The organism is Coriobacteriaceae bacterium, assembly GCA_025757745.1.
Classification (GTDB): Bacteria; Actinomycetota; Coriobacteriia; order Coriobacteriales; family Coriobacteriaceae; genus Collinsella.
Genome location: CP107217.1, coordinates 1,217,794 through 1,237,845 on the forward strand (window position 1 = coordinate 1,217,794; position 20,052 = coordinate 1,237,845).

Genomic DNA, 20,052 nt, shown 5'->3' on the forward strand with positions numbered 1-20,052 from the left:
CTAACCGGGCGGCTATTCTACATGTTACGAGCGATGTTGCGGTGCCAACGTTAACGCACGATGGTGGTGTCGGAAGTTAACGGAGCCTTGCCCAGCACCAGAATGTTCTCGGGCGTGCCGCGAAGCTCGGTATTGGTGGGGACCACGTTGTTCTTATCCAGGATGGCATTCTCAACGCGTGCGCCGCTCTTGATGATGCAGCTCTGGTTGATGATCGAGTTGGTCACCGAAGCGCCTTCCTCGACCACAACGCCGCGAGACAGGATCGAGTTGCGCACGGTGCCCTTGATGATGCAGCCGGCCGAGATGATCGAGTTGCACGCGTGGCTGCCGGTCGCATAGCGCGAAGGCGGCACGTCGTGAGCCTTGGTCAGGATCGGGCGCTCGGGGTCAAAGAGCTGATCGGCCACGGTCTGGTCGAGCAGGTCCATGCTGCGGCGGTACAGCGACTTCTCGCTAAACACGCCCACGACCTCGCCCTTGTACTCGTAGCTGCACACGTCGATGTTGCCAAAGTCGCCCTGGAGTGCCTCGAGCAGGTCCAGATAGTCGGCGGCCTGGTAGTGGTCGATAATCTCGAGCAGCGTCTCGCGGTTGACGATGCAGCAGTCCATAGAGGCGTTGTCGCCGTACACGACGCCGGCGCTCACGCCCGTCAGGCGGCCGTTCTCGTTAATCTCGAGTTTGGTCTCGTCATCGACGTTGCGCGTGGCCTTGCAGTACACCACGGTCATCTGAGCGCCGGAGTTCTCGTGTGCGCCGATGATGGTGTTGAGGTCCATGTTAAAGATGATGTTGGTGCCCATCATCACGACATAGGGCTTGTCCGAGCGCTGGAACAGCGTCTTGTTGGAGATGATGTCGCGCAGCAGGAAGCGCATGCCGCCCTTGGTGGTGCCATACGCGTTGCCGGGCACCATGAACAGGCCGCCCTTCTTGCGGTCCAGGCCCCAGTCCTTACCCGAGCCCACGTGGTCGATCAGCGAGCGGTAGTTTCCCGGCATGACGACGCCGACGGTCTTGATGCCGGCATTCATCATGTTGGACAGCGGGAAGTCGATCAGGCGGTAGCGGCCCAAAAAGGGAACGGACGCGATGGGACGGTCCTTGAGCAGCACGCTGCCGTAAGTCGAAGAGTAGTTAGCGGTGATATAACCGATGGCCTTGCGATTGATCATCGGATCATTCCCCCTTCCCGATAACGACGTCATTTCCAACGACGGCCGTATCCTTGGTGGTATCGACAGAGCCGAGCTTCACGCCCTCTTCGACCGTGGAGTTCTCGCCCAAAATAGCGCGGCAGATGTGCGCACCGCTCTTGACGTGCGCGCCCGGCAGCAGCACGGAGTCCTCGACCACGGCGCGCTCCTCGATGATGACATCGGTCGAAATGATCGAGTGGCGAGCGGTGCCGTAGATCTTGCAGCCGTTGGAGACCAGGCAATCGTCCAGGCGGCCGTCCGGGCCAATGTAGTGCGGCGGACGCGTGGTGATGTTGGACATGATGGGGAAGTGCTTGTCGAACAGATCGAACTCGGGGTTGTTGCCCAGCAGGTCCATCGAGGTCTCGTGGAAGCTGGCGATGGTGCCGACGTCCTTCCAAAAGCCGTGGAACTCGTAGCTGTACAGGCGCTTGCCCTCGCCGAGCAGCTTGGGGATGATGTCCTTGCCAAAGTCGTGGCTCGAGCGCTGGTCCAGAGCGTCCTCTTCGAGCGCCTCGATCAGCACGTCGGCCGAGAAGATGTAGATGCCCATGGACGCGAGGTTCGAATCGGGCTTATCGGGCTTCTCGGTGAACTTGGTGATGCGGCCGTCCTCGGGGTCGGTGGTCAGGATGCCAAAGCGGCTGGCCTCCTCCCACGGCACGGGCATAACGCTCACCGTGAGGTCGGCGTTATTCTCAATGTGCGTCTTGAGCATCTTGCGGTAGTCCATGCGATACAGGTGATCGCCCGAAAGAATCAGGACGTACTTGGGGTCGTTGGCCTTGATGTAGTCGAGGTTCTGCGTAATGGCGTCGGCCGTGCCCGCATACCAGGCGCCGCCGGTCTGCGTCTCGTACGGCGGCAGGATCGACACACCGCCGTCGCGGCTGTCCAGATCCCATGCCTCGCCGGAGCCCACGTAGGCATGCAGCAGGTAGGGGCGATACTGCGTCAGAACGCCCACCGTGTCGATGCCCGAGTTGGAGCAGTTGGAGAGCGAAAAGTCGATAATGCGGAACTTGCCACCAAAGCTAACCGCCGGCTTAGCGATCTTTTGGGTGAGTGCCCCCAATCGGCTGCCCTGTCCTCCTGCGAGGAGCATCGCGATGCATTCTTTCTTACTCATCGATTTCTCCTTCTGTCATCGATGTTCCTAAACCCATTAGCGACGGGCGCGGCGCAACGTCACGCCCGTCGAGTAATGCCGTGCTGGCATAGGGGAGCTCGCGCGCCTTTAAGCGTGCCAGATCTCGTCGCGGTACTCGCGAATGGTGCGGTCGCTCGAGAACCAGCCGCTCGAGGCGGTGTTGAGCAGCGCCTTGCGGTTCCAGGTCTCCTGGTCGCCATAGCTGCCGGTGAGCTTCTCCCACGCATCCACGTAGCTGCGGAAGTCTGCCATGACCAGGTCGGGGTCGTTGTTGTTCATGAGCTCGTTGTAGATGCTCTCAAAGTTGCCCGAAAGGCCGGCAAACGTGTTATCCTTGAGCTCGTCCATCACGCGGCCCAGGCGCTCGCGATCGTTGTTGAGCGTATCCCAAGCAAAGTAGTTGTTCGACGCCCAGAGCTGCTCGACCTCGGGGGCGGTTAGGCCAAAGATGGCCTCGTTCTCGCGACCGGCCAGGTCGGCGATCTCGATGTTGGCGCCGTCGAGGGTACCCAGCGTAATGGCGCCGTTCATCATGAGCTTCATGTTGGACGTGCCCGAAGCCTCCTTGCCGGCCGTGGAGATCTGTTCCGAGATCTCGGCGGCGGGGTAGATGAGCTGGGCGTTGCTCACGCGGAAGTTGGGGATAAAGCAGACCTTCATGACCTCGTTGACGCGCGGGTCGTTGTTGATGACGTCGGCCACGGAGTTAATGAGGCGGATAGTCTCCTTGGCAAAGGTGTAGCTCGAGGCAGCCTTGCCGCTAAAGATGAAGGTCGTCGGCGTCACGTGGAAGTTGGGATTCGCGATGCGACGGTTGTAGATGTCCATCACCTTCATGATGTTCATGAGCTGGCGCTTGTAGGCATGGAAGCGCTTAACCTGAACATCGAAGACGGTGTTGGGGTCGATGACCAGACCGGTCTCGGCCTTGACGTAGGCGGCCAGGCGCTCCTTGTTGGCGCGCTTGGAGGCACCCACGGCCTTCAGGAACTCGGTGTCGTTCTGGAACTCCTTGAGCTTCTCCAGCTCAAAGGCGTCCTTGAGCCAGCCGTCGCCAATGGCCTCGGTCACGAGTTTGGCGTAGGTGGGGTTGGCCTCGGCAAAGAAGCGACGGTGCGAGATGCCGTTGGTCTTGTTGTTGAACTTCTCGGGCGTCAGGGCATAGAAGTCCTTGAGCACGATGTTCTTGATGATGTCGGAGTGGATCTTGGCCACGCCGTTGACGCTGTGGCTGCAGATCACAGACAGGTTGGCCATGCGAATCTCGCCGTCCCACAGGATAGCGGTCTGGCGCAGGCGCTCCTGCCAGCCCTCTTGCGTGGTGTCGAACGACTCGTGCCAACGACGGCTGATCTCGTCGATGATCTGGTACACGCGGGGGAGGAGCTTGGAGAACGTGCCGATGGGCCACTTCTCCAGAGCCTCGGGCAGGATGGTGTGGTTGGTGTAGCTCACGACCTGCGTCACGATGTTCCAGGCGTCGTCCCACTCGAGCTTCTTCTCGTCGATCAGGATACGCATGAGCTCGGGGCCGCACATGGCGGGGTGGGTATCGTTGGTATGGATGGCCACAAACTGCGGCAGCAGCTCCCAGTTCTCGCCGTGCTCCTTCTCAAAGGTGTCGAGCAGGCTGTAGATACCGGCCGAAACAAACAGGTACTCCTGCTTCAGGCGCAGCAGACGGCCGTGCTCGCCGGCGTCGTTGGGGTAGAGGATGGCGCTGATGGCCTCGGCCTCGGCGCGCTCGGCGTCGGCCAGGGCGTAGTCGCCGCGGTTGAAGGCCTCCAGGTCAAAGTGCTCCTCGACCGGCTCTGCGGCCCAGACGCGCAGCTTGTTGACGGTCTCGCCGGCATAGCCCACAACGGGGATGTCGTAGGGGACAGCCAGGATGTCCTGCGTGTCCACCGTGCGGTAGAACGTGCGGCCGTTCTCCTCAAAGCCCTCGACGTGACCACCAAACTTAATGGTCACGGCTTTGTCCTGACGACGGACCTCCCAGGGATAGCCGTGGGTGAGCCACTCGTCGGTGGCCTCGACCTGGCTGCCGTTGACGATCTCCTGCTTAAACAGGCCGTAGCGGTAGCGCATGCCGTTGCCGTAGCCGGCAATGCCCTCGGCAGCCATGGAATCTAAGAAGCATGCGGCCAGACGGCCCAGGCCACCGTTGCCCAGAGCCGGATCGGGCTCCTGGTTCTCGATGACGGACAGGTCGAAGCCCATGTCGTCGAGCGCCTCGGCGACCATGTCGCGCACGCCAAAGTTGAGCAGGTAGTTGTCGAGCAGGCGGCCGATCAAAAACTCGATCGAGAAGTAGTACACGCGCTTCTTGCCCTCGGCGGCCACACGGGCGTCGCTGGTGGTGGCAACGGTGCGTGCCTTCTCGGCCACGAGCTTGGCCAGGGCGTTAAAGCGGTCCAGGTCGCTGGCGGCCTCAACACTCTTGCCGCTGATGCTCATGACAGCATCGCGATAGAGCTCGGTAAACTCCTGCTTGTTGTCGAAGATCTTATTCATACGTTCCTTTCCCCCGGGGATGTTTCTCCCGGAACGGTTTTGACTTGTATCCTACGCCCCCGCGGGGCGGGTGATTACAGCTGTAACGGCTTCGTTACGCATCCTTGCCAGATGCTTTAACAGCGCCTGCCTTAGCCTTGGGAGCAGCCTTTTTATTGGTTGCCTTCTTGGCCTTGGGCTTAGCCGTAGCCTTGGCAGCGGGCTTGGCGGTCTTCGCCTTAACCGGAGCCTTCTTAGCAGCCGCGGCCTTGGGCTTCATCGAGGACGTGCGCTTACGCGTCGCCTTCTTGGGCTCCTCAACCACGGGCGGTTTATAGCTGCTGGGGCCGCGGCGCTTAAGCACCACGCCTGCCAGGCCGGGCACCTTAATCTCGATGGAGTCCATCTGCCCGTTCCAGGGATAGGGCTCGCTCGAGCAGGTGTAGGGCTCCTCGCCGGCGTATCCGCTGCCGCCAAACTCGGGACGGTCGGAATCGAAGATGACCTCCCAGTCGCCCTCGCGCGGCACGCCCACGCGGAAGCTCTCGTAGCTCGCCGGGTCAAAGTTGATCAGGATCACCAGGTCGTCATCGACGTCCTCGCCCTGACGCACAAAGCTCACGATGGACTGCTTGGAGTTGTCCGCGTCGATCCAGGTAAAGCCGTCGTCGGTGTAGCCGCGCTCGTACAGGGCGGGCTCGGCGGTGTATAGATGGTTGAGCGCCTTGATAAACGCCTGATGGTGCTTGTGGGTCTCATACTCCTCGGTCAAGAACCACTGAATGGACTCGTAGTAGCGCCATTCAATAAACTGGCCGATCTCGTTGCCCATAAAGTTGAGCTTGGCACCGGGGTGCGTCATCTGGTAGAAAGCCAGCGTGCGCAGGCCGGCAAACTGGCGCCACCAGTCGCCCGGCATGCGGCCAATGAGCGAGCACTTGCCGTGTACGACCTCGTCGTGGCTCAGCGGGCAAATGAAGTTCTCGGTAAAGGCGTACATGATGGAGAACGTGAGCAGGCCGTGGTTACCGGGGCGCCACGGAAAATCGGTCTGCATGTAGTGCAGGGTGTCGTTCATCCAACCCATGTCCCACTTGTAGTGGAAGCCCAGACCGCCGTCCTGCGGCGGATAGGTCACGAGCGGCCACGCGGTTGACTCTTCGGCCATCATCATCACGTCGGGGTAGTGCGCCTCCACGGCGCAGTTGACCTGACGGATAAACGCACTTGCGTCCAGGTCCTCCTCGGTACCGTACTTGTTGAACTTCTTTTGGCCGGGATCGTCAATGCCAAAGTTGAGGTAGAGCATGCTGGACACGCCGTCCATGCGAATGCCGTCCACGTGGAAGTTCTCGAGCCAGTACAGCACGTTTGAGACCAGGAAGGAGCGGACCTCGCCGCGGGCGAAGTCAAACTTGTGCGTGCCCCAGTTGGGGTGAATCTCGTGCTCAAACAGCATGTGGCCGTTAAAGGTGGCAAGGCCGTGGGAGTCGGCGCAAAAACCGCCGGGCACCCAGTCCATGATCACGCCGATGCCCGCCTCGTGGCAAGCGTCGATAAAGTGCATGAGCTGCTGCGGGTTGCCGTAGCGCGACGTGGCGGCGTAGTAGCCGGTCGTCTGGTAGCCCCAGGAGCCATCGAAGGGATGCTCCATAAGCGGCATGACTTCGATATGCGTATAGCCCATATCGCGCACGTAGTCCACGAGCTCCACCGACAGGTCGTCGTAGGTGTAAAACTCACCGCGCTGCGCGGGGAAGGGGTCCATGGGGCCGGGGTAGTTGCCGTACTCGTCGGGCTCGCCCTGCGGCGCGTCGCCGTGGCGCTTCCACGAGCCAATATGCACCTCGTAGATGTTAAGGGGCTGCGACATGTGGTTATGGCTGGCGCGGCGCTTGAGCCATGCGGCGTCGTTCCACTGGTAGCCATCGAGGGCCCACAGCACGCTCGCGGTACCCGGAGGGCACTCGGCCTTAAAGGCGTATGGATCGGCCTTGTAGAGCTTTTCGCCCTCGTTGGTCTCGATAAGGTACTTATAGAGCTGGCCCTGCTCGGCGCCAGGAATAAAGCCTTCCCAAATGGCGCTCGTATGCACGGGCACCAGCGGGTTGGCCTGCTCATCCCAGTCGTTGAATTCGCCAATGACGTGGACGCTCTTTACATCGGGCGCCCAAACGCAAAAACGCCAGCCGCGCGTACGGTTCTGCGTGTCGGGGTGCGCGCCCATCTTTTCCCAGCTGCGCTCCCACGTACCGATGCCAAACAGATAGACATCGTCTTTGGTGAGCTCCGGCGCGTGCGGGGCGGCTTTACGGGTAGCAGGCTTTTTGGTTGCTGGCTTTAGCTTTGTATCGCTCACGTTTGATCCCATCATGACGCGGCAGCGTGTTGCCTTGGTGACTAGATGCGAAAGGTCCAAGGCTGCACGAATCGAAGGGACGGCGATAGTTCTATGATTCGTTCCACCTCGCGTGCTCGGTGGAACTTTCGGCAAAAACTACGATAACACCTGTACGTTACTTATATGAACGAAAGTGTTTTTGCGATGGCGTTTAATCGGTAAGCGCCATGTTTATACCACTGGCAGAATTGCGATGGTAAAACTCTTGACAGTTTTACCAATTAGGTTTTCAAGATAGTTGGGTTGACGTTTGGTAAAACGTTTTTAGCAGGTTGTTTACCCTTTGACATCGAAAGGCTCGTTTATGGACCACATCGCCGCCTCAAGTGTTGCTTTTATTTTCGATTGCGACGGCACACTGGTTAATAGCACCCCCGTTTGGGCCTATGCCCAGCCAGAGTTATTGCACCGTCACGGAGTTGACGTGACGGTTGACGATTTTGCCCAGTTTGAGCATTTGTCGCTCGAGGACGAATGCCAGGCCTACCACGACATCTGGGGCATTGGTGAAAATGGCGAGGAGCTGTATCGCGAGCTGAGCGACATCCTGATCGATGGCTATTCCAAGGTGCCGCCGCGCGAGGGTCTGCTTGCATTTTTGAATCAGGCGCAGGAGGCCGGTATTGCCATGTGCGTTGCCACGTCCACGCCGGCCGAGTTGGTTACGTCTGCGCTTGCGGGCGCCGGGCTTAATGCCTACATGGAGTTTATTACCACCACGGGCGAGGCGGGGCGCTCCAAGCAGTTCCCCGACGTATACGAGATGGCGCTGCGACGCCTAGAGGAGCGTCACGGGCATAAGTTTGAGCGTGCATGGGTGTTTGAGGACGCTGTCTTTGGCCTTAAGAGCTCTGGCACCGCCGGCTTTAAGCGCGTGGGTATTTATGACCCGCTCGGTCGCATGGAGCGCGACGAGGTTCGTGACAACTGCGATATCTTTATCGATAGCTATGAGGACCTGGATCTGGCCCGCGTGCTTGCGTTTAAGGGATAGGCGAGAGCTGTGGCTTGCAACGTATTGGTGGTCTGCGGCTCGCCTGTGGTGGCGAGCGCGGGTCTGCTACGTCAGCTGGCGGGGGAGTGCGACCACGTTGTCGCCGTGGACCGCGGGCTCGACGCGTTACTGGGCGCGGGACTGGGCTGCGACGTGTATGTGGGGGATGCCGATACGGTGAGTGATGCCGGCCGCGCGCTGGTGGATGCCGCCACGGAGTTTGAAGTTGAGCGCCACGACCCCTACAAGGACTATACCGATCTGGCGTTGGCGCTCGATTCGGTCCGCCGTCGCTGGCCGGGTGCCGAAGTGGTTGCGACTTGCGCCACCGGCGGCCGTCCGGATATGGCGCTTTCCGTACTGGGGCTGCTCGCGGGCTACGAGGATGCTCCCATCTGGATTGCCGAAGACAAAGTGGTCGCTCGCGTCCTTCACGCAGGCGAGTCGTGGACCATCGAAGGCGCCGAAGGTAAGACGTTTTCCATCATCGCCATCGCTTCCAACACCGAGGTAAGTGAACACGGTCTTGAATGGGAGCTAGATTACAGCCCCCTCGGCCTGTTAGCCGACACGGGCATTAGCAACATAGTCCGATCCACCGCAGAGATCGAAGTCCACACCGGCACCGCCATCGCTTACCTATACCAATAAAGATTTAGAGCGTGCCCAAAAAAAGTCCTTGCACGCCGCGCCAACTTCCCCTATAGTATCTCCTCGTCACGGGGGCGTAGCTCAGCTGGGAGAGCGCTTGACTGGCAGTCAAGAGGTCAGGGGTTCGATCCCCCTCGTCTCCACCATCGTGAATTCAAAAGGCCACCGGATATCCGGTGGCCTTTTTTCATGCCCATCAACCCCACAAACCAAAATGAAGCGTGCACCCGCGCCCACCCTGCAAAAAGTTGCGCAATTACCTTCCCGGTTTTGTACAAAGTTTGTTAGCCAAAGATAATAGTTTGAGCAATTCACGCCGCCATCAATACAACTCAGGCAGTGCTCACCAACCTACACACCCCCATAAACCTGCGGCAATGTGTGCAAGACGGCACAATATCCCCCATAACCACGGCAAATAAACAATATGTTGCTCAACACACCCCAAAACGTATGGGCCACCTGCTGTGCTAGGATACCTAACGTTACATGGGTTCAACTGCGCTCACGACTAACCGGTCGCGAAGCACAGGGCAGATCAGCATCCGGCCGTAACGGCGGTGCCAGAAAAACCACGAGCTCCAATAGTGCCGTCATGCGTATCGCATCGAATGTATCTGTTCTTGTTTATGTGCAGTCTGTTCATTCGATTCGTTATTTCATGACAAAACGCAGCAGTCCTACAGCTGTTTGCGTGCGGTTCAGTTTTGTTCCCGCTTGACTGGATCGCACGCAGCCAGCTGGGGACGCGGTCATTTTGCGATACACGTTCGCGTCTCTAGCCACTGCACTTATACATACCGTTCACGGTGGGGCAGAGCCACGTGCTTGTCTAACTGGGCTCAGGGTTTGAATATGGAGCGCCTTCGCGCACAAGCGCCCTGGCGAAGCCATACCCAAACCCCGTGAGCCACACGTAAGACAGCAAGGGGGTGGTGCTCGTGTGGTATGTGATCCAGGTCATTAACGGTCGCGAAGACGTAATGCGCGAGCGCATTGAGCGTATGGTGCCGGGTGGTGCCATGCAGGAGCTCTTTTATCCCCAATTTCAAACCGAGATCAAGGTTCACGGCGAATGGGTCAACACGACCAAGCCGCTCCTTCCCGGTTATCTTATCTGCGATACTGCAGATCCCCGCACCGTGCAACAGTATCTGCTGCGCATGGACGACTTTGCCCGGGTACTTTCCCAGGACGGTCAGTTTGTGCCGCTGGCAAAAGAAGAGGTCCAGCTTATTGGCAGCTTTACGCATGCGGGAGACCGCGTAGTGCCCATGAGCGAGGCCCTAAAAGACGGCGACCAGGTCGTAGTGACGGCAGGTCCGCTGTTGGGCCACGAAGGCCTTATCAAAACCATTAACAGACGCAAGAGCACTGCTTATTTGGAGCTCGACCTGTGCGGCCGACGCGTAACTACACGCGTTGGCCTCGCCGTGCTTTCGGCCAAGCAGCGCGCAATGCGAAACCTAAAAAAGGCGATCGCCTAAGTGCAGGCGACTGTTTAACGGGACAGGGGAGGATCCCCGGGTGCGGGGACGTAGGCAACGGGATCAATAGGGAAGAGTAGAACCAATTTTGAACACTGAATCTAAGAGCGCAAAGCAAAAGGGGAAGTTAAGCGCCTTCGAACCGTATGCGTTAATGGTGTACGACATTGCCGCAACTTTTATCGCGGTGTTTGTCGCATCGTGGGGAACGCAGCATTGGGCAACGTTTAGCGGGGCGGCCGGCGCATGTCCGGCTATTTTTGTACTCGCAGCCGTCAACGTTGTCGTCTTTTGGTTCTTCCACATGTATAACAGCCTTTGGCGCTATGCAAGTATCTCCGAGGCCGGACGTATTGTTGCCGCGGTGACCGTTGGGTCGATCATCGGTGATGTTATTTTTAATGCTATTTTTGGCAAGGGCATGTCGCTTCGCGAGGACGTTATGGCGTGGGCGATCATCCTCATAATCTGCGGCGGCGGACGTTTTGGCATTCGTGCCGTGTATGGCAGTCAGCTCTGGCGTTTCAAAAGCAAGTCTGACGCTCATCTGCCTCGCACACTCATCGTCGGAGCTGGCGAGACCGGATCGCTCACTATCAAGCGTATGCTCAACGGAGATCCGGACATGATCGGCGATCCCGTTGCCGTTGTGGATGATGACCCCAATAAACAGAACCAGCGCATTCACGACATTAAGGTGTGCGGCACCTGCAGGGACATCCCTGTTATCGCACACGATTGCGAGGCCGAGCAGATTGTCGTCGCCATACCGAGCTCCACGCGTGAAGAGCGTCAGCGCATCTACGACTTCTGCATGAAAACGGGTCTTAGGGTTCTCACGCTGCCCAATGTACGCGATATTCCGCAGGATGGTGTAGGCAGGGTTGCCCTTCGCGAGGTCGAAATCAGCGACTTGCTTTCTCGCGAGGAGAAGTCGCTTGACCTTAACCAGATGGGCTATGTTACCGGTAAGCGCATTTTGGTCACGGGCGGTGGCGGATCGATTGGCTCCGAGCTTGTGCGTCAGCTTCTTCCGGCTAAACCAACCCAAATCGTGTTGTTTGACATTTACGAGAACACTACCTACGAGCTGTATCACGACATCGTCAAGGCCGCTCATGATCAAGGCACTGATATCCAAGTCTATATCGGCTCCATTACGCATCTTCCAGCGATTACCAAGGTATTTGATAAATATCACCCCCAGGTCGTCTTCCATGCTGCGGCTCATAAGCATGTTCCCCTTATGGAGGGCAATGCACGCGAGGCAATCGAGAACAACGTCTTTGGCACGCTCAATGTCGTACGTCTTGCCGACAAGTACCAGTGCAGTCACTACGTACAGATTTCTACCGATAAGGCTGTTAATCCAACCAACGTTATGGGTGCAACCAAGCGTATGGACGAGATGATCGTTCAGTATTACGCAGCCAACAGCAAGACTATTTTTACCGCCGTCCGTTTTGGCAATGTTCTTGGAAGCCACGGTTCGGTTATTCCGCTGTTTAGGCGTCAGCTTCGCGAAGGCGGTCCCATCACCATTACGCACAAGGACATTACGCGTTACTTCATGACCATCCCCGAGGCAAGCAAGCTGGTCATTACTGCTGGTGCTTTGGCGCATGGCGGTGAGATTTTTGTTCTGGACATGGGTGAGCCGGTCAAGATCTACGACCTCGCAGTGAACCTCATCACGCTTAGCGGTCTTAAGCCCGGCAAAGACATCGAGATTAAAGAAGTTGGCCTGCGTCCTGGCGAAAAGATGTACGAGGAGCTTCTTATGGACAACGAACAGCTCCTGCCAACTAAACATTCCGAGATTCGCATCTCTACGGCCGAGGCAGACAAGATGGAAGAGATTAAAGACAAGCTACAGAAGCTTCATGACTGCCTCGACAAGGATAACGACGCGGTCAAGTCCGTGCTTGCTGAGGTTGTACCTACGTATCATCCGCAGTTTAACGATTAGGTGTCTATGACTGAAATTAAGACAATAGAGCAGGCCATGAACGCTGCTAACCTATCGCCTTCTGATGCGCCTGCAGTGTTTGCACTTACTTCCACTCCTGAATCAATTGCGAATGAGTTTGATCTTGATGGCAAACCTGGCTATCGATTCGTTAAACGTTTGTTTGACATTGTTTCAAGCGGTCTAGGGCTTATCGTGCTCAGTCCTGTTATTGCAGGCACCGCGCTTGCCGTAAAGCTCACGAGTCCGGGCCCTATCATTTTCAAACAGAAGCGTGTTGGAAAAGATAAGAAGCTTTTCGACATCTATAAATTTCGAACGATGCGTATTGATACCCCAGATTTGCCTAGTCATATGATCAATGCGAGTGACTGGTTGACTCCTGTCGGTCCTACCCTGCGCAAGCTTAGCTTGGATGAGCTGCCGCAACTTCTGAACATCTTCAAGGGCGATATGTCTGTCGTTGGACCTCGTCCTGCGTTGTGGAGCCAGTTTGACCTCGTGGCTGAGCGCGACGCTTGCGGCGCAAACAACGTACGTCCCGGGCTTACCGGTTGGGCTCAAATTAATGGACGCGATGAGTTAACCATTGATGCGAAATCCGCTCTTGATGGCGAATATGTTCGTCGTCGTAGTGTCGCCTTTGATCTCAGGTGTTTTTTCGGCACGTTCTCCAAGCTGTCTGGCTCTGAGGTGGTCGAGGGCAATCAATCAGAGTCCACGACCTCTGCTGTATCTATCGAAAGTACTAATGCCAATGAATAATTCCGCCACAAAATACAGCGTGCTGATGTCTGTCTACCGCAACGACAAGCCAGCTTATCTTGATGATGCCATTGAGTCCATGGCCAATCAGACGCTTCCTTTCAATGACTTGGTCCTCGTCTGCGACGGTCCACTAAATGATGAATTGGACTATAAAATCTCAATATGGCAAGACAAACTCGGAACGAGACTTAATGTAGTTCGCCTCAGCGAGAACCATGGTCTTGGTTACGCCTTAAATGCGGGCTTACCGGCCTGCGCGTGTGGCATAGTTGCGCGTATGGACTCCGATGACATCTCACGACCCGATCGCTGCGAGAGGCTAATCTCTTGCCTTATTGAAGATAAGCTGGATCTTGTTGGCGGAATGATTGAAGAGTTCGACAAAACTCCCGGAGACATGGGGTCTATCAGAAATGTTCCTCTTACACGAGAGGAGATCATTAAATGGGCCAGGAATAGGAATCCTTTTAACCATGTAACCGTTATGTTTAGACGTGACGCGGTCGAGTCCGCTGGAGGCTATCAGCCCTTCTCTTGGATGGAGGATTATTGGCTTTGGGTTCGTATGCTCTCTCATGGCTGCGCATGCGCGAATATTCCTGATGTTCTTGTTGACGTTCGAACCGGTGACGGCATGTATGCCCGACGTTCCAACATTGCTTACCTCAAGAGCAATGCCGCATTCTTCAGGGAGCTTCGTAAACTCGGTCTTACTTCGCGCTTTGGGGAGTTTTTCTCTGTTCTCCAGCGCGTTCTTGTCACTTTCATGCCTGCCGATCTGGTGAAGGTCGCCTATAACAAGCTCCTGCGTTCCAAGGCAGGTGGCAACATTGATCGGTAGTGGCTTGCCCCTTGTGAGCGTAATCATGCCGACGTATCGCAGGACCGACACTCTGGGCCGCGCTATTGGTAGCGTCTTGAGTCAAACCTATCGGAATCTCGAGCTCATCATTGTTAATGACAACGGCGGCGAAGATTGCTTTACACCCCGCGTGCACGAGATTGTTTCGTCGTTCTCCTCTTCAGATTCAAGAGTACGCCTTCTCGAACCTTCCATTCATAAGAACGGCGCCTTTGCGCGCAACAGGGGAGTCGAATCGTCGTCTGGCTCCTACCTCGCTTTTTTAGATGACGACGACTGGTGGGAGCCTGAGAAGATTGAACGTCAGGTTGAGGCGTTTACATCGCTATCCGATGATTGGGGAGTTGTTTCATGTCGCGTTAAACGCTTCAGGGGAGATGATCTGATAAGTGTTCTTCCCAAACATCCTGATGGGCATGTCTACAAGGACATCATGCTCATTGTCTCCGACTTTCCTACAGGCACGCTCTTGGTTCGCCGCGATCTCTTTGAGCAAGTCGGGGGGTTCGATGAGGAGCTCATTCGTCATCAGGACCTTCAGCTCCTTATCGAGCTCACTTTTCGAAAAAAGTTGTATCAACTCAATGAACCTCTTCATTGCTGTGATGTTAGTGACGGGCAGAATAGACTTGGCCCCGATGACCTCATTAAGGCAAAGAAGGCCCTCTTCACCTCGGTAGCTGACGTATATGGCAGCCTAACGCTATTCGAGAAACATGCAGTGGCGTCGGCTCAGCGTGCGGAGGTTGGTCGGATGAGGATCAAGAATGGTCAGAAACTGCAGGGGATTGTCGACATTCTTGGTTTGCTCTCAGCTCCTGAAGCTCTGTGGAAGACTGCAGAAAAGACGATGCTCAGGATGCGCGGAAATCATAACGCACGCAAGGCGGTCGATATCTCATGTTAGCTGACAAGGCCATGCGTGTTTCAAGGCGCATTGAGCTAAGGCGACCCAAGAATGAGGATGTGACCCTTGAGGCTAGAGTCATTGACTGCTTTCCTGCCATTGCTCTATTCATTTTCGTTTCTTACCACGGTCTTCGCGATTTCATTGCTTCGACCATCGGGATGTATGGGGCTGTCGTTTATACGCTAACCGGAATATCTTATCTTTTGCTTATTGTTTACTGGTTCCGTTGTGGGTTGAGGTTGAGCGGAAGGGTAATCCTGCCCGCTGTCGCTGTATTCGCAATCTTTTCTATATATATGGTGCTCTGCGACGTCGACTACTTCATCTTCGATGATTATGCCCTTCCGCAGGCAATCAACCCGATGGGAGGCATGATTGCGTTCCTATTTCTTGCTTCTCAGAACGATGCCAAACGCGCTGATGCGGCACTCAAGTTTGCATGCATCGTCATGACCTTGTACCTACAGGCCTCCCTGAGCTCAGTTATGCAGGCCACGACGCTATATGGCTACGACATGGGGCTTGGCTTCGAAGCTATGTTTTTCGCCTTGCTCTCTCTTCACTTCATCGTAGACGATGCAGACGGACTCAATATCCCCTCCTTTGTCCTTTGGCTCGCGTGTGCGCTTTCGAACATTGCGCTTATCCTTTCGTACGGCTCCCGTGGACCCCTTCTCGGCATTATCGCTTTTGCCGCTCTCAGGTTCCTGGTCTTTGTTTTCGGTTCAAAGACATCCGTCCTTAAGAAGTTCTTAATATCTGCCGCGATTCTCTGCGCTGCGTTGATTCTGGTATTTTCGCTCACCGATCTGGCTTTGGCGCTTAATCATCAACTTAATTCGATGGGCATAACCTCGCGCACCTTGGAGAAGTTTCTATACGCCGATGTTATGAGTGACAGTGGTCGTTCCGCCATCTGGAATGCCTTGACTCCGCGCATTTCGTTGTTCGGTCACGGGCCCTTTTCGGATCAGGCGTATCTGGGGCCCGGCAACTACTGCCACAACTTCTTCCTCGAGATCTTTTATGACTTTGGTATTCCGTTCGGAATTGTCATTTTGTGCGTTCTCGCCTGGTTCCTCGTTCTCTCATTTAGGAGCTGCAACGTGTCCCCCTGGTTCCCCATTTTCCTTACTCTTCTGGCGTTTTGCATCGGGCGTCTCGGACTTTCCGGCACTTTCTGGACGGAGACCTATTTCTGGGGGTTGCTAGCGGTTATGGGGCTTTGCATTGCCGACCTCAAAAAGAATGCAGCCGCCGCTTCGAAGGAGGTTGCTCGCTGATGGCATCCAGACGATACAACGCTGCCCGAAACATCGTTTGGGCAGTCATTAATAAGATTTTCGTAATCATCATGCCGTTCGCAGCGCGCACGGCTATGATTTATTACCTGGGTGTGGAGTACACTGGCCTGGGAAGCCTTTTCACTTCAGTCCTTACTGTCCTATCGCTTGCCGAACTCGGTTTCAGTAGTGCGATGGTCTTCAGTATGTACGAGCCCATCAACAAGGGCGACAGGCCGAAGCTTTGCGCGCTTCTTTCGTTCTACCGTCTCGTTTACCGCGTTATCGGTATTGCTGTACTCGTCGTCGGTGTTACGCTTATGCCATTCCTGCCGTCGCTCATCAAAGGCAGCGTCCCCGGCGGTATCAATATCTACCTCTTATATGGGGTCTACCTTTCGAACACCGTCATCGGTTACTTTCTGTATGCGTATAAGGTCTCCTTGCTCACCGCTTACCAACGCGGCGATGTGGTGAGCAAGGTGGGCTTGGTTACGAGCGTAGGAATGTACGCTTTTCAGATCGCCGCCCTCGTTCTCACCCAGAACTTCTACGTCTATGCGGTGCTTTTGCCCCTCTCAACTATCGTCAACAATATCGTCTGCAACGTTCTCTCGAACCGGCTTTACCCGGACATTGTGTGTGACGGCAAGCTCGATCGTGAGACCGTCCGCGACATTGCAAAGCGCGTCTCAGGCGTGTTCCTCTATAAACTCAGTTCTACGACCAGGACTTCATTCGACAGCGTCGTTATTTCTGCGTTCCTGGGCCTTTCGGTCCTAACGCAGTACCAGAACTATTTCATGATTGTCAGTTCGGTGTCAGGCATGCTCGCCGTTGTCATCAATGCTATTACCGCAAGCGTCGGCGACGGCATCGTTTCGAAATCTCGCGACGAAAACTATGAAGACTTCAGAGTATTTGTGTTTCTTTACATGGCAATTGCTGCCGTCTGCTCGTCTTGTCTTCTTTGCCTCATTCAGCCTTTCATGAGAATCTGGGTTGGTAGCGATCTGTCAATCGCGGACGGCCTCGCTGCACTATTCGTCCTTTATTTCTATGTCCAGACAATGGGGGATATCGTATATCTCTATAGGACAGCAGCTGGGCTTTGGTGGCAGGACCGCATACGACCGATTGTCGAATCTATCGCCAATGTCATCCTGAATCTGTTGTTCGTCCAACTCTGGGGATTTGCCGGTATCCTGCTGGCCACGATCACGACCCTCGTGCTCATCAACTTTGGCTGGGGTGCGTGCATCCTTTTCAAGCACTATTTTAAGCGTGGTATAGGTGATTACCTCGCCCTTCAGGCGCGGCAGCTCATTGCCATGATCGCCGCCTGTGCCGTCTCTTATTTCATTTGCGGCTTCATCGGTGTCGCTGGCGTCCCTGGGCTCTGCCTGAAGCTTGCCTGCTCACTTATGTTGTCATTGGCGGTCCTATGGGCCTTCAGCTTTAAGTCCGACCTTTTCAGTCAGAGCATGGACTTCATGAAGGAGACCCTGCGACTCCTATCCAGTAAAACAGTCTAAAGGAGGAAATAATGGAGTTTATCAACCTTAAGAAGCAGTATGAATTGCTCCGACCGAACCTTTCCGTAAGGGTCGACGAGATCATGGCCGGCGCTCATTTCATCGGAGGCCCAGAAGTGGGCGAGCTCGAGGAGAGGCTAGCTGACTACGTTGGACGATCTCACTGCCTCGGGTGTGGCAATGGCACCGAGGCGCTCCAGCTCGCTTATATGGCTTACGGAATCGGCGCTGGCGACGCAGTCTTCTGTCCCGCGATGACTTTTATTGCATCCGTGGAGCCCGCCGCGATGCTCGGCGCCACTCCGGTCTTTTGCGATATCGAGCCTGACACCTTCAACCTTTCGCCAAGCTCTCTCGTAGAACAGATAGAGATCGTCGAGCGCGAGGGCAAGCTTAGGCCTCGCGCGGTCGTCGCGGTTGACTTCCTTGGCAATCCTGCCCGCTTCGACGAGATCTCTAAAATTTGCGAAGACCACGGTCTTCTGCTGATCGAGGACGCCGCACAAGGTACCGGTGCCTCTTACAAGGGTTCCCGCTGCGGCTCGTTTGGCGACATCGCCTGCACGAGTTTCTTCCCCTCGAAGCCGCTCGGCTGTTACGGTGACGGCGGTGCCGTCTTTACCGATGACAACGAGATTGCCGGCCTAATCGCTTCTTTGAAGGTGCACGGCAAAGGGTCGAGCAAGTACGACAACGTCCGCGTTGGCATGAATTCGCGCCTTGACACTATTCAGGCGGCGGTCCTTCTGGCAAAGATGGACTTGCTCGACACCGAGATGGATAAACGTCAGGAAGTCGCAGCTCGTTATTGGAAGGCATTTGAGGGCAAGATTCAAACCCCGAAGATCACTGAGGATTCCACGAGCTCCTTCGCTCAGTTCGTGCTTATCGCAGAGTCCGAGGAGCAACGAGATCATGTTGTCGCTTCCATGAAGAAAGTGGGCGTGCCATCCCTCGTTTACTACCCGAAGCCCCTTCACCAGATGAAGGCCTTTGGCGGTCACGTTGCCCAATCGTTCCCAAACGCCGAACACTACGCGCGGTGCAACTTTGGCATCCCATTTTCACCCTACATTACCGAGGAGGAGCAGGACGAGGTCGTCTCTGCTGTCCTCGCAGCTCTCTAGACCAGCACGTATGGGAAGGAAGGAACATGAAATACGCTCTTATTGGCTGTGGAAGAATCGCAGTCAACCATATCAAGGCTGTCGCCAACAACAACTTGGATCTCGTTGCCGTCTGTGACATAGACCCTTCCAAGTTCGATACTATGTTCGAGAAGGCCGGCTTCGGTGACTTCCCCGGAACTGAGCGTTGCAGTGACTACTCCGCGATGCTCGACGCTCACCCTGAGATCGAGCTCGTTGGTATCGCGACCGAGAGCGGCGAGCATGCGAAGATCGCCCTCGACTGCATCGAGCGCGGCATCAACGTTATAATCGAGAAACCGATGGCAATGTCCATGCAGGACGCCGACCTGATCGTCGAGCGATCCCACGAGAAGGGCGTTAAAGTCTCCGTCTGCCATCAGAACCGCTTTAACCTCGCTATCCAAAAACTGAGGGGGGCACTAGACGGGGGTCGTTTCGGGACTATCTCCCATGGTTCGATCAATGTCCGCTGGAACCGTGGCAAATCCTATTACGAGCAGGCGCCCTGGCGAGGAACATGGGAGCAGGATGGCGGCACGCTCATGAACCAGTGCATCCATGGCATCGACCTGCTCAGATGGATGCTCGGAAACGAGGTCGAAGAAGTCTACGGTGCCACGCGCCAGCGTTTTCATGACTACCTTGAGGCCGAAGACGTGGGTGTTGCCGTCCTGAAGTTCAAGAACGGCGCCGTTGGCACCATCGAAGGTACTGCAAACGTTTACCCAAAGAATCTCGAGGAGACGCTCTACGTTTTCGGAGAGACAGGCACCGTCAAGGTCGGCGGCACCTCGACGAACAACATTGACGTATGGGAATTCGCTGAGGAGACCGGCGCCGATGCAGAGACGAAGAGACTTCATGAGGTCACGAGCAATGTTTACGGCAATGGGCACACCGCGCTCTATGCTGACATGATTGACGCCATCAAGAATGACCGCGCGCCCTATGTGGATGCCATTGCCGGTAGGAATGCACTTGAAATCGTGCTTGCGATTTACAAGAGTCAGAAGACCGACGAGCCTGTCAAGCTCCCTCTACAAAATTTTGCCTCCATTGACATGGCCGGCGAGTTCGGCAAATAGGAGCTAATTTGCCTATTCTGAAACATATCCAAACGTTGCGACACGTTGGAGTTGGACCATCTGCTAAATGGGCACGGGACAGGGCCGTTGCACCTCTAGTCCCCACTATCC

General features: G+C 55.9%; 15 protein-coding genes and 1 tRNA gene. 12 read left to right on the plus strand and 4 right to left on the minus strand.

Annotated elements, in window-relative coordinates; translation table 11 throughout:
* Nucleotides 1–50: 50 nt before the first annotated feature.
* The 4 genes from glgD to glgB form a co-directional block, all read right to left on the minus strand.
* The gene (glgD, locus tag OGM60_05150) at nt 51–1,178 is read right to left on the minus strand and encodes a glucose-1-phosphate adenylyltransferase subunit GlgD (protein UYI98296.1); all 1,128 of its coding nucleotides are present in this window, start codon (nt 1,176–1,178) and stop codon (nt 51–53) included.
* Nucleotides 1,179–1,182: 4 nt separating this feature from the next.
* Nucleotides 1,183–2,331 carry a glucose-1-phosphate adenylyltransferase gene (locus OGM60_05155; GenBank protein ID UYI98297.1) on the minus strand — a complete coding sequence of 383 codons (1,149 nt, stop codon included), beginning with the start codon at nt 2,329–2,331 and terminating at the stop codon, nt 1,183–1,185.
* A gap of 108 nt (nt 2,332–2,439) precedes the next feature.
* The gene (locus OGM60_05160; GenBank protein UYI98298.1) at nt 2,440–4,866 is read right to left on the minus strand and encodes a glycogen/starch/alpha-glucan phosphorylase; all 2,427 of its coding nucleotides are present in this window, start codon (nt 4,864–4,866) and stop codon (nt 2,440–2,442) included.
* Nucleotides 4,867–4,960: 94 nt separating this feature from the next.
* Complete coding sequence (glgB, locus tag OGM60_05165) at nt 4,961–7,219, minus strand: 1,4-alpha-glucan branching protein GlgB (GenBank protein UYJ00158.1); 2,259 nt, start codon at nt 7,217–7,219, stop codon at nt 4,961–4,963.
* A 331-nt stretch (nt 7,220–7,550) separates the two neighbouring features.
* Here glgB and OGM60_05170 point away from each other — a divergent pair, with 331 nt between their 5' ends.
* The 12 genes from OGM60_05170 to OGM60_05225 all read left to right on the plus strand — a co-directional run bounded on the left by OGM60_05170 (nt 7,551) and on the right by OGM60_05225 (nt 19,941).
* Nucleotides 7,551–8,240: an HAD family phosphatase gene (locus OGM60_05170; GenBank protein ID UYI98299.1), complete on the plus strand. Its 690-nt coding sequence runs from the start codon at nt 7,551–7,553 to the stop codon at nt 8,238–8,240.
* 9 nt (nt 8,241–8,249) lie between these two features.
* Nucleotides 8,250–8,891 carry a thiamine diphosphokinase gene (locus OGM60_05175; protein ID UYI98300.1) on the plus strand — a complete coding sequence of 214 codons (642 nt, stop codon included), beginning with the start codon at nt 8,250–8,252 and terminating at the stop codon, nt 8,889–8,891.
* Nucleotides 8,892–8,961: 70 nt separating this feature from the next.
* A tRNA-Ala gene (locus tag OGM60_05180) sits at nt 8,962–9,037 on the plus strand.
* 795 nt (nt 9,038–9,832) lie between these two features.
* Nucleotides 9,833–10,378 carry an antiterminator LoaP gene (gene loaP / locus OGM60_05185; GenBank protein ID UYI98301.1) on the plus strand — a complete coding sequence of 182 codons (546 nt, stop codon included), beginning with the start codon at nt 9,833–9,835 and terminating at the stop codon, nt 10,376–10,378.
* A gap of 304 nt (nt 10,379–10,682) precedes the next feature.
* The gene (locus tag OGM60_05190) at nt 10,683–12,347 is read left to right on the plus strand and encodes a polysaccharide biosynthesis protein (GenBank protein ID UYI98302.1); all 1,665 of its coding nucleotides are present in this window, start codon (nt 10,683–10,685) and stop codon (nt 12,345–12,347) included.
* 6 nt (nt 12,348–12,353) lie between these two features.
* Nucleotides 12,354–13,112, plus strand: a complete 759-nt coding sequence (locus OGM60_05195; protein UYI98303.1) for a sugar transferase — start codon at nt 12,354–12,356, stop codon at nt 13,110–13,112.
* Nucleotides 13,105–13,956 (plus strand): glycosyltransferase, encoded by an 852-nt coding sequence (locus tag OGM60_05200; GenBank protein ID UYI98304.1) that lies wholly within the window; start codon nt 13,105–13,107, stop codon nt 13,954–13,956. The genes OGM60_05195 and OGM60_05200 overlap by 8 nt, the downstream gene beginning before the upstream one ends.
* A gap of 25 nt (nt 13,957–13,981) precedes the next feature.
* Nucleotides 13,982–14,884, plus strand: coding sequence for a glycosyltransferase family 2 protein (locus OGM60_05205; GenBank protein ID UYI98305.1), 903 nt, complete (start codon nt 13,982–13,984; stop codon nt 14,882–14,884).
* Nucleotides 14,878–16,170, plus strand: coding sequence for an O-antigen ligase family protein (locus OGM60_05210; protein ID UYI98306.1), 1,293 nt, complete (start codon nt 14,878–14,880; stop codon nt 16,168–16,170). Before OGM60_05205 ends, OGM60_05210 begins: the two co-directional genes overlap by 7 nt.
* Nucleotides 16,170–17,705 (plus strand): hypothetical protein, encoded by a 1,536-nt coding sequence (locus OGM60_05215; protein ID UYI98307.1) that lies wholly within the window; start codon nt 16,170–16,172, stop codon nt 17,703–17,705. Before OGM60_05210 ends, OGM60_05215 begins: the two co-directional genes overlap by 1 nt.
* A gap of 11 nt (nt 17,706–17,716) precedes the next feature.
* The gene (locus OGM60_05220) at nt 17,717–18,832 is read left to right on the plus strand and encodes a DegT/DnrJ/EryC1/StrS family aminotransferase (protein ID UYI98308.1); all 1,116 of its coding nucleotides are present in this window, start codon (nt 17,717–17,719) and stop codon (nt 18,830–18,832) included.
* A gap of 26 nt (nt 18,833–18,858) precedes the next feature.
* Nucleotides 18,859–19,941, plus strand: a complete 1,083-nt coding sequence (locus OGM60_05225) for a Gfo/Idh/MocA family oxidoreductase (GenBank protein ID UYI98309.1) — start codon at nt 18,859–18,861, stop codon at nt 19,939–19,941.
* Nucleotides 19,942–20,052 lie beyond the last annotated feature (111 nt).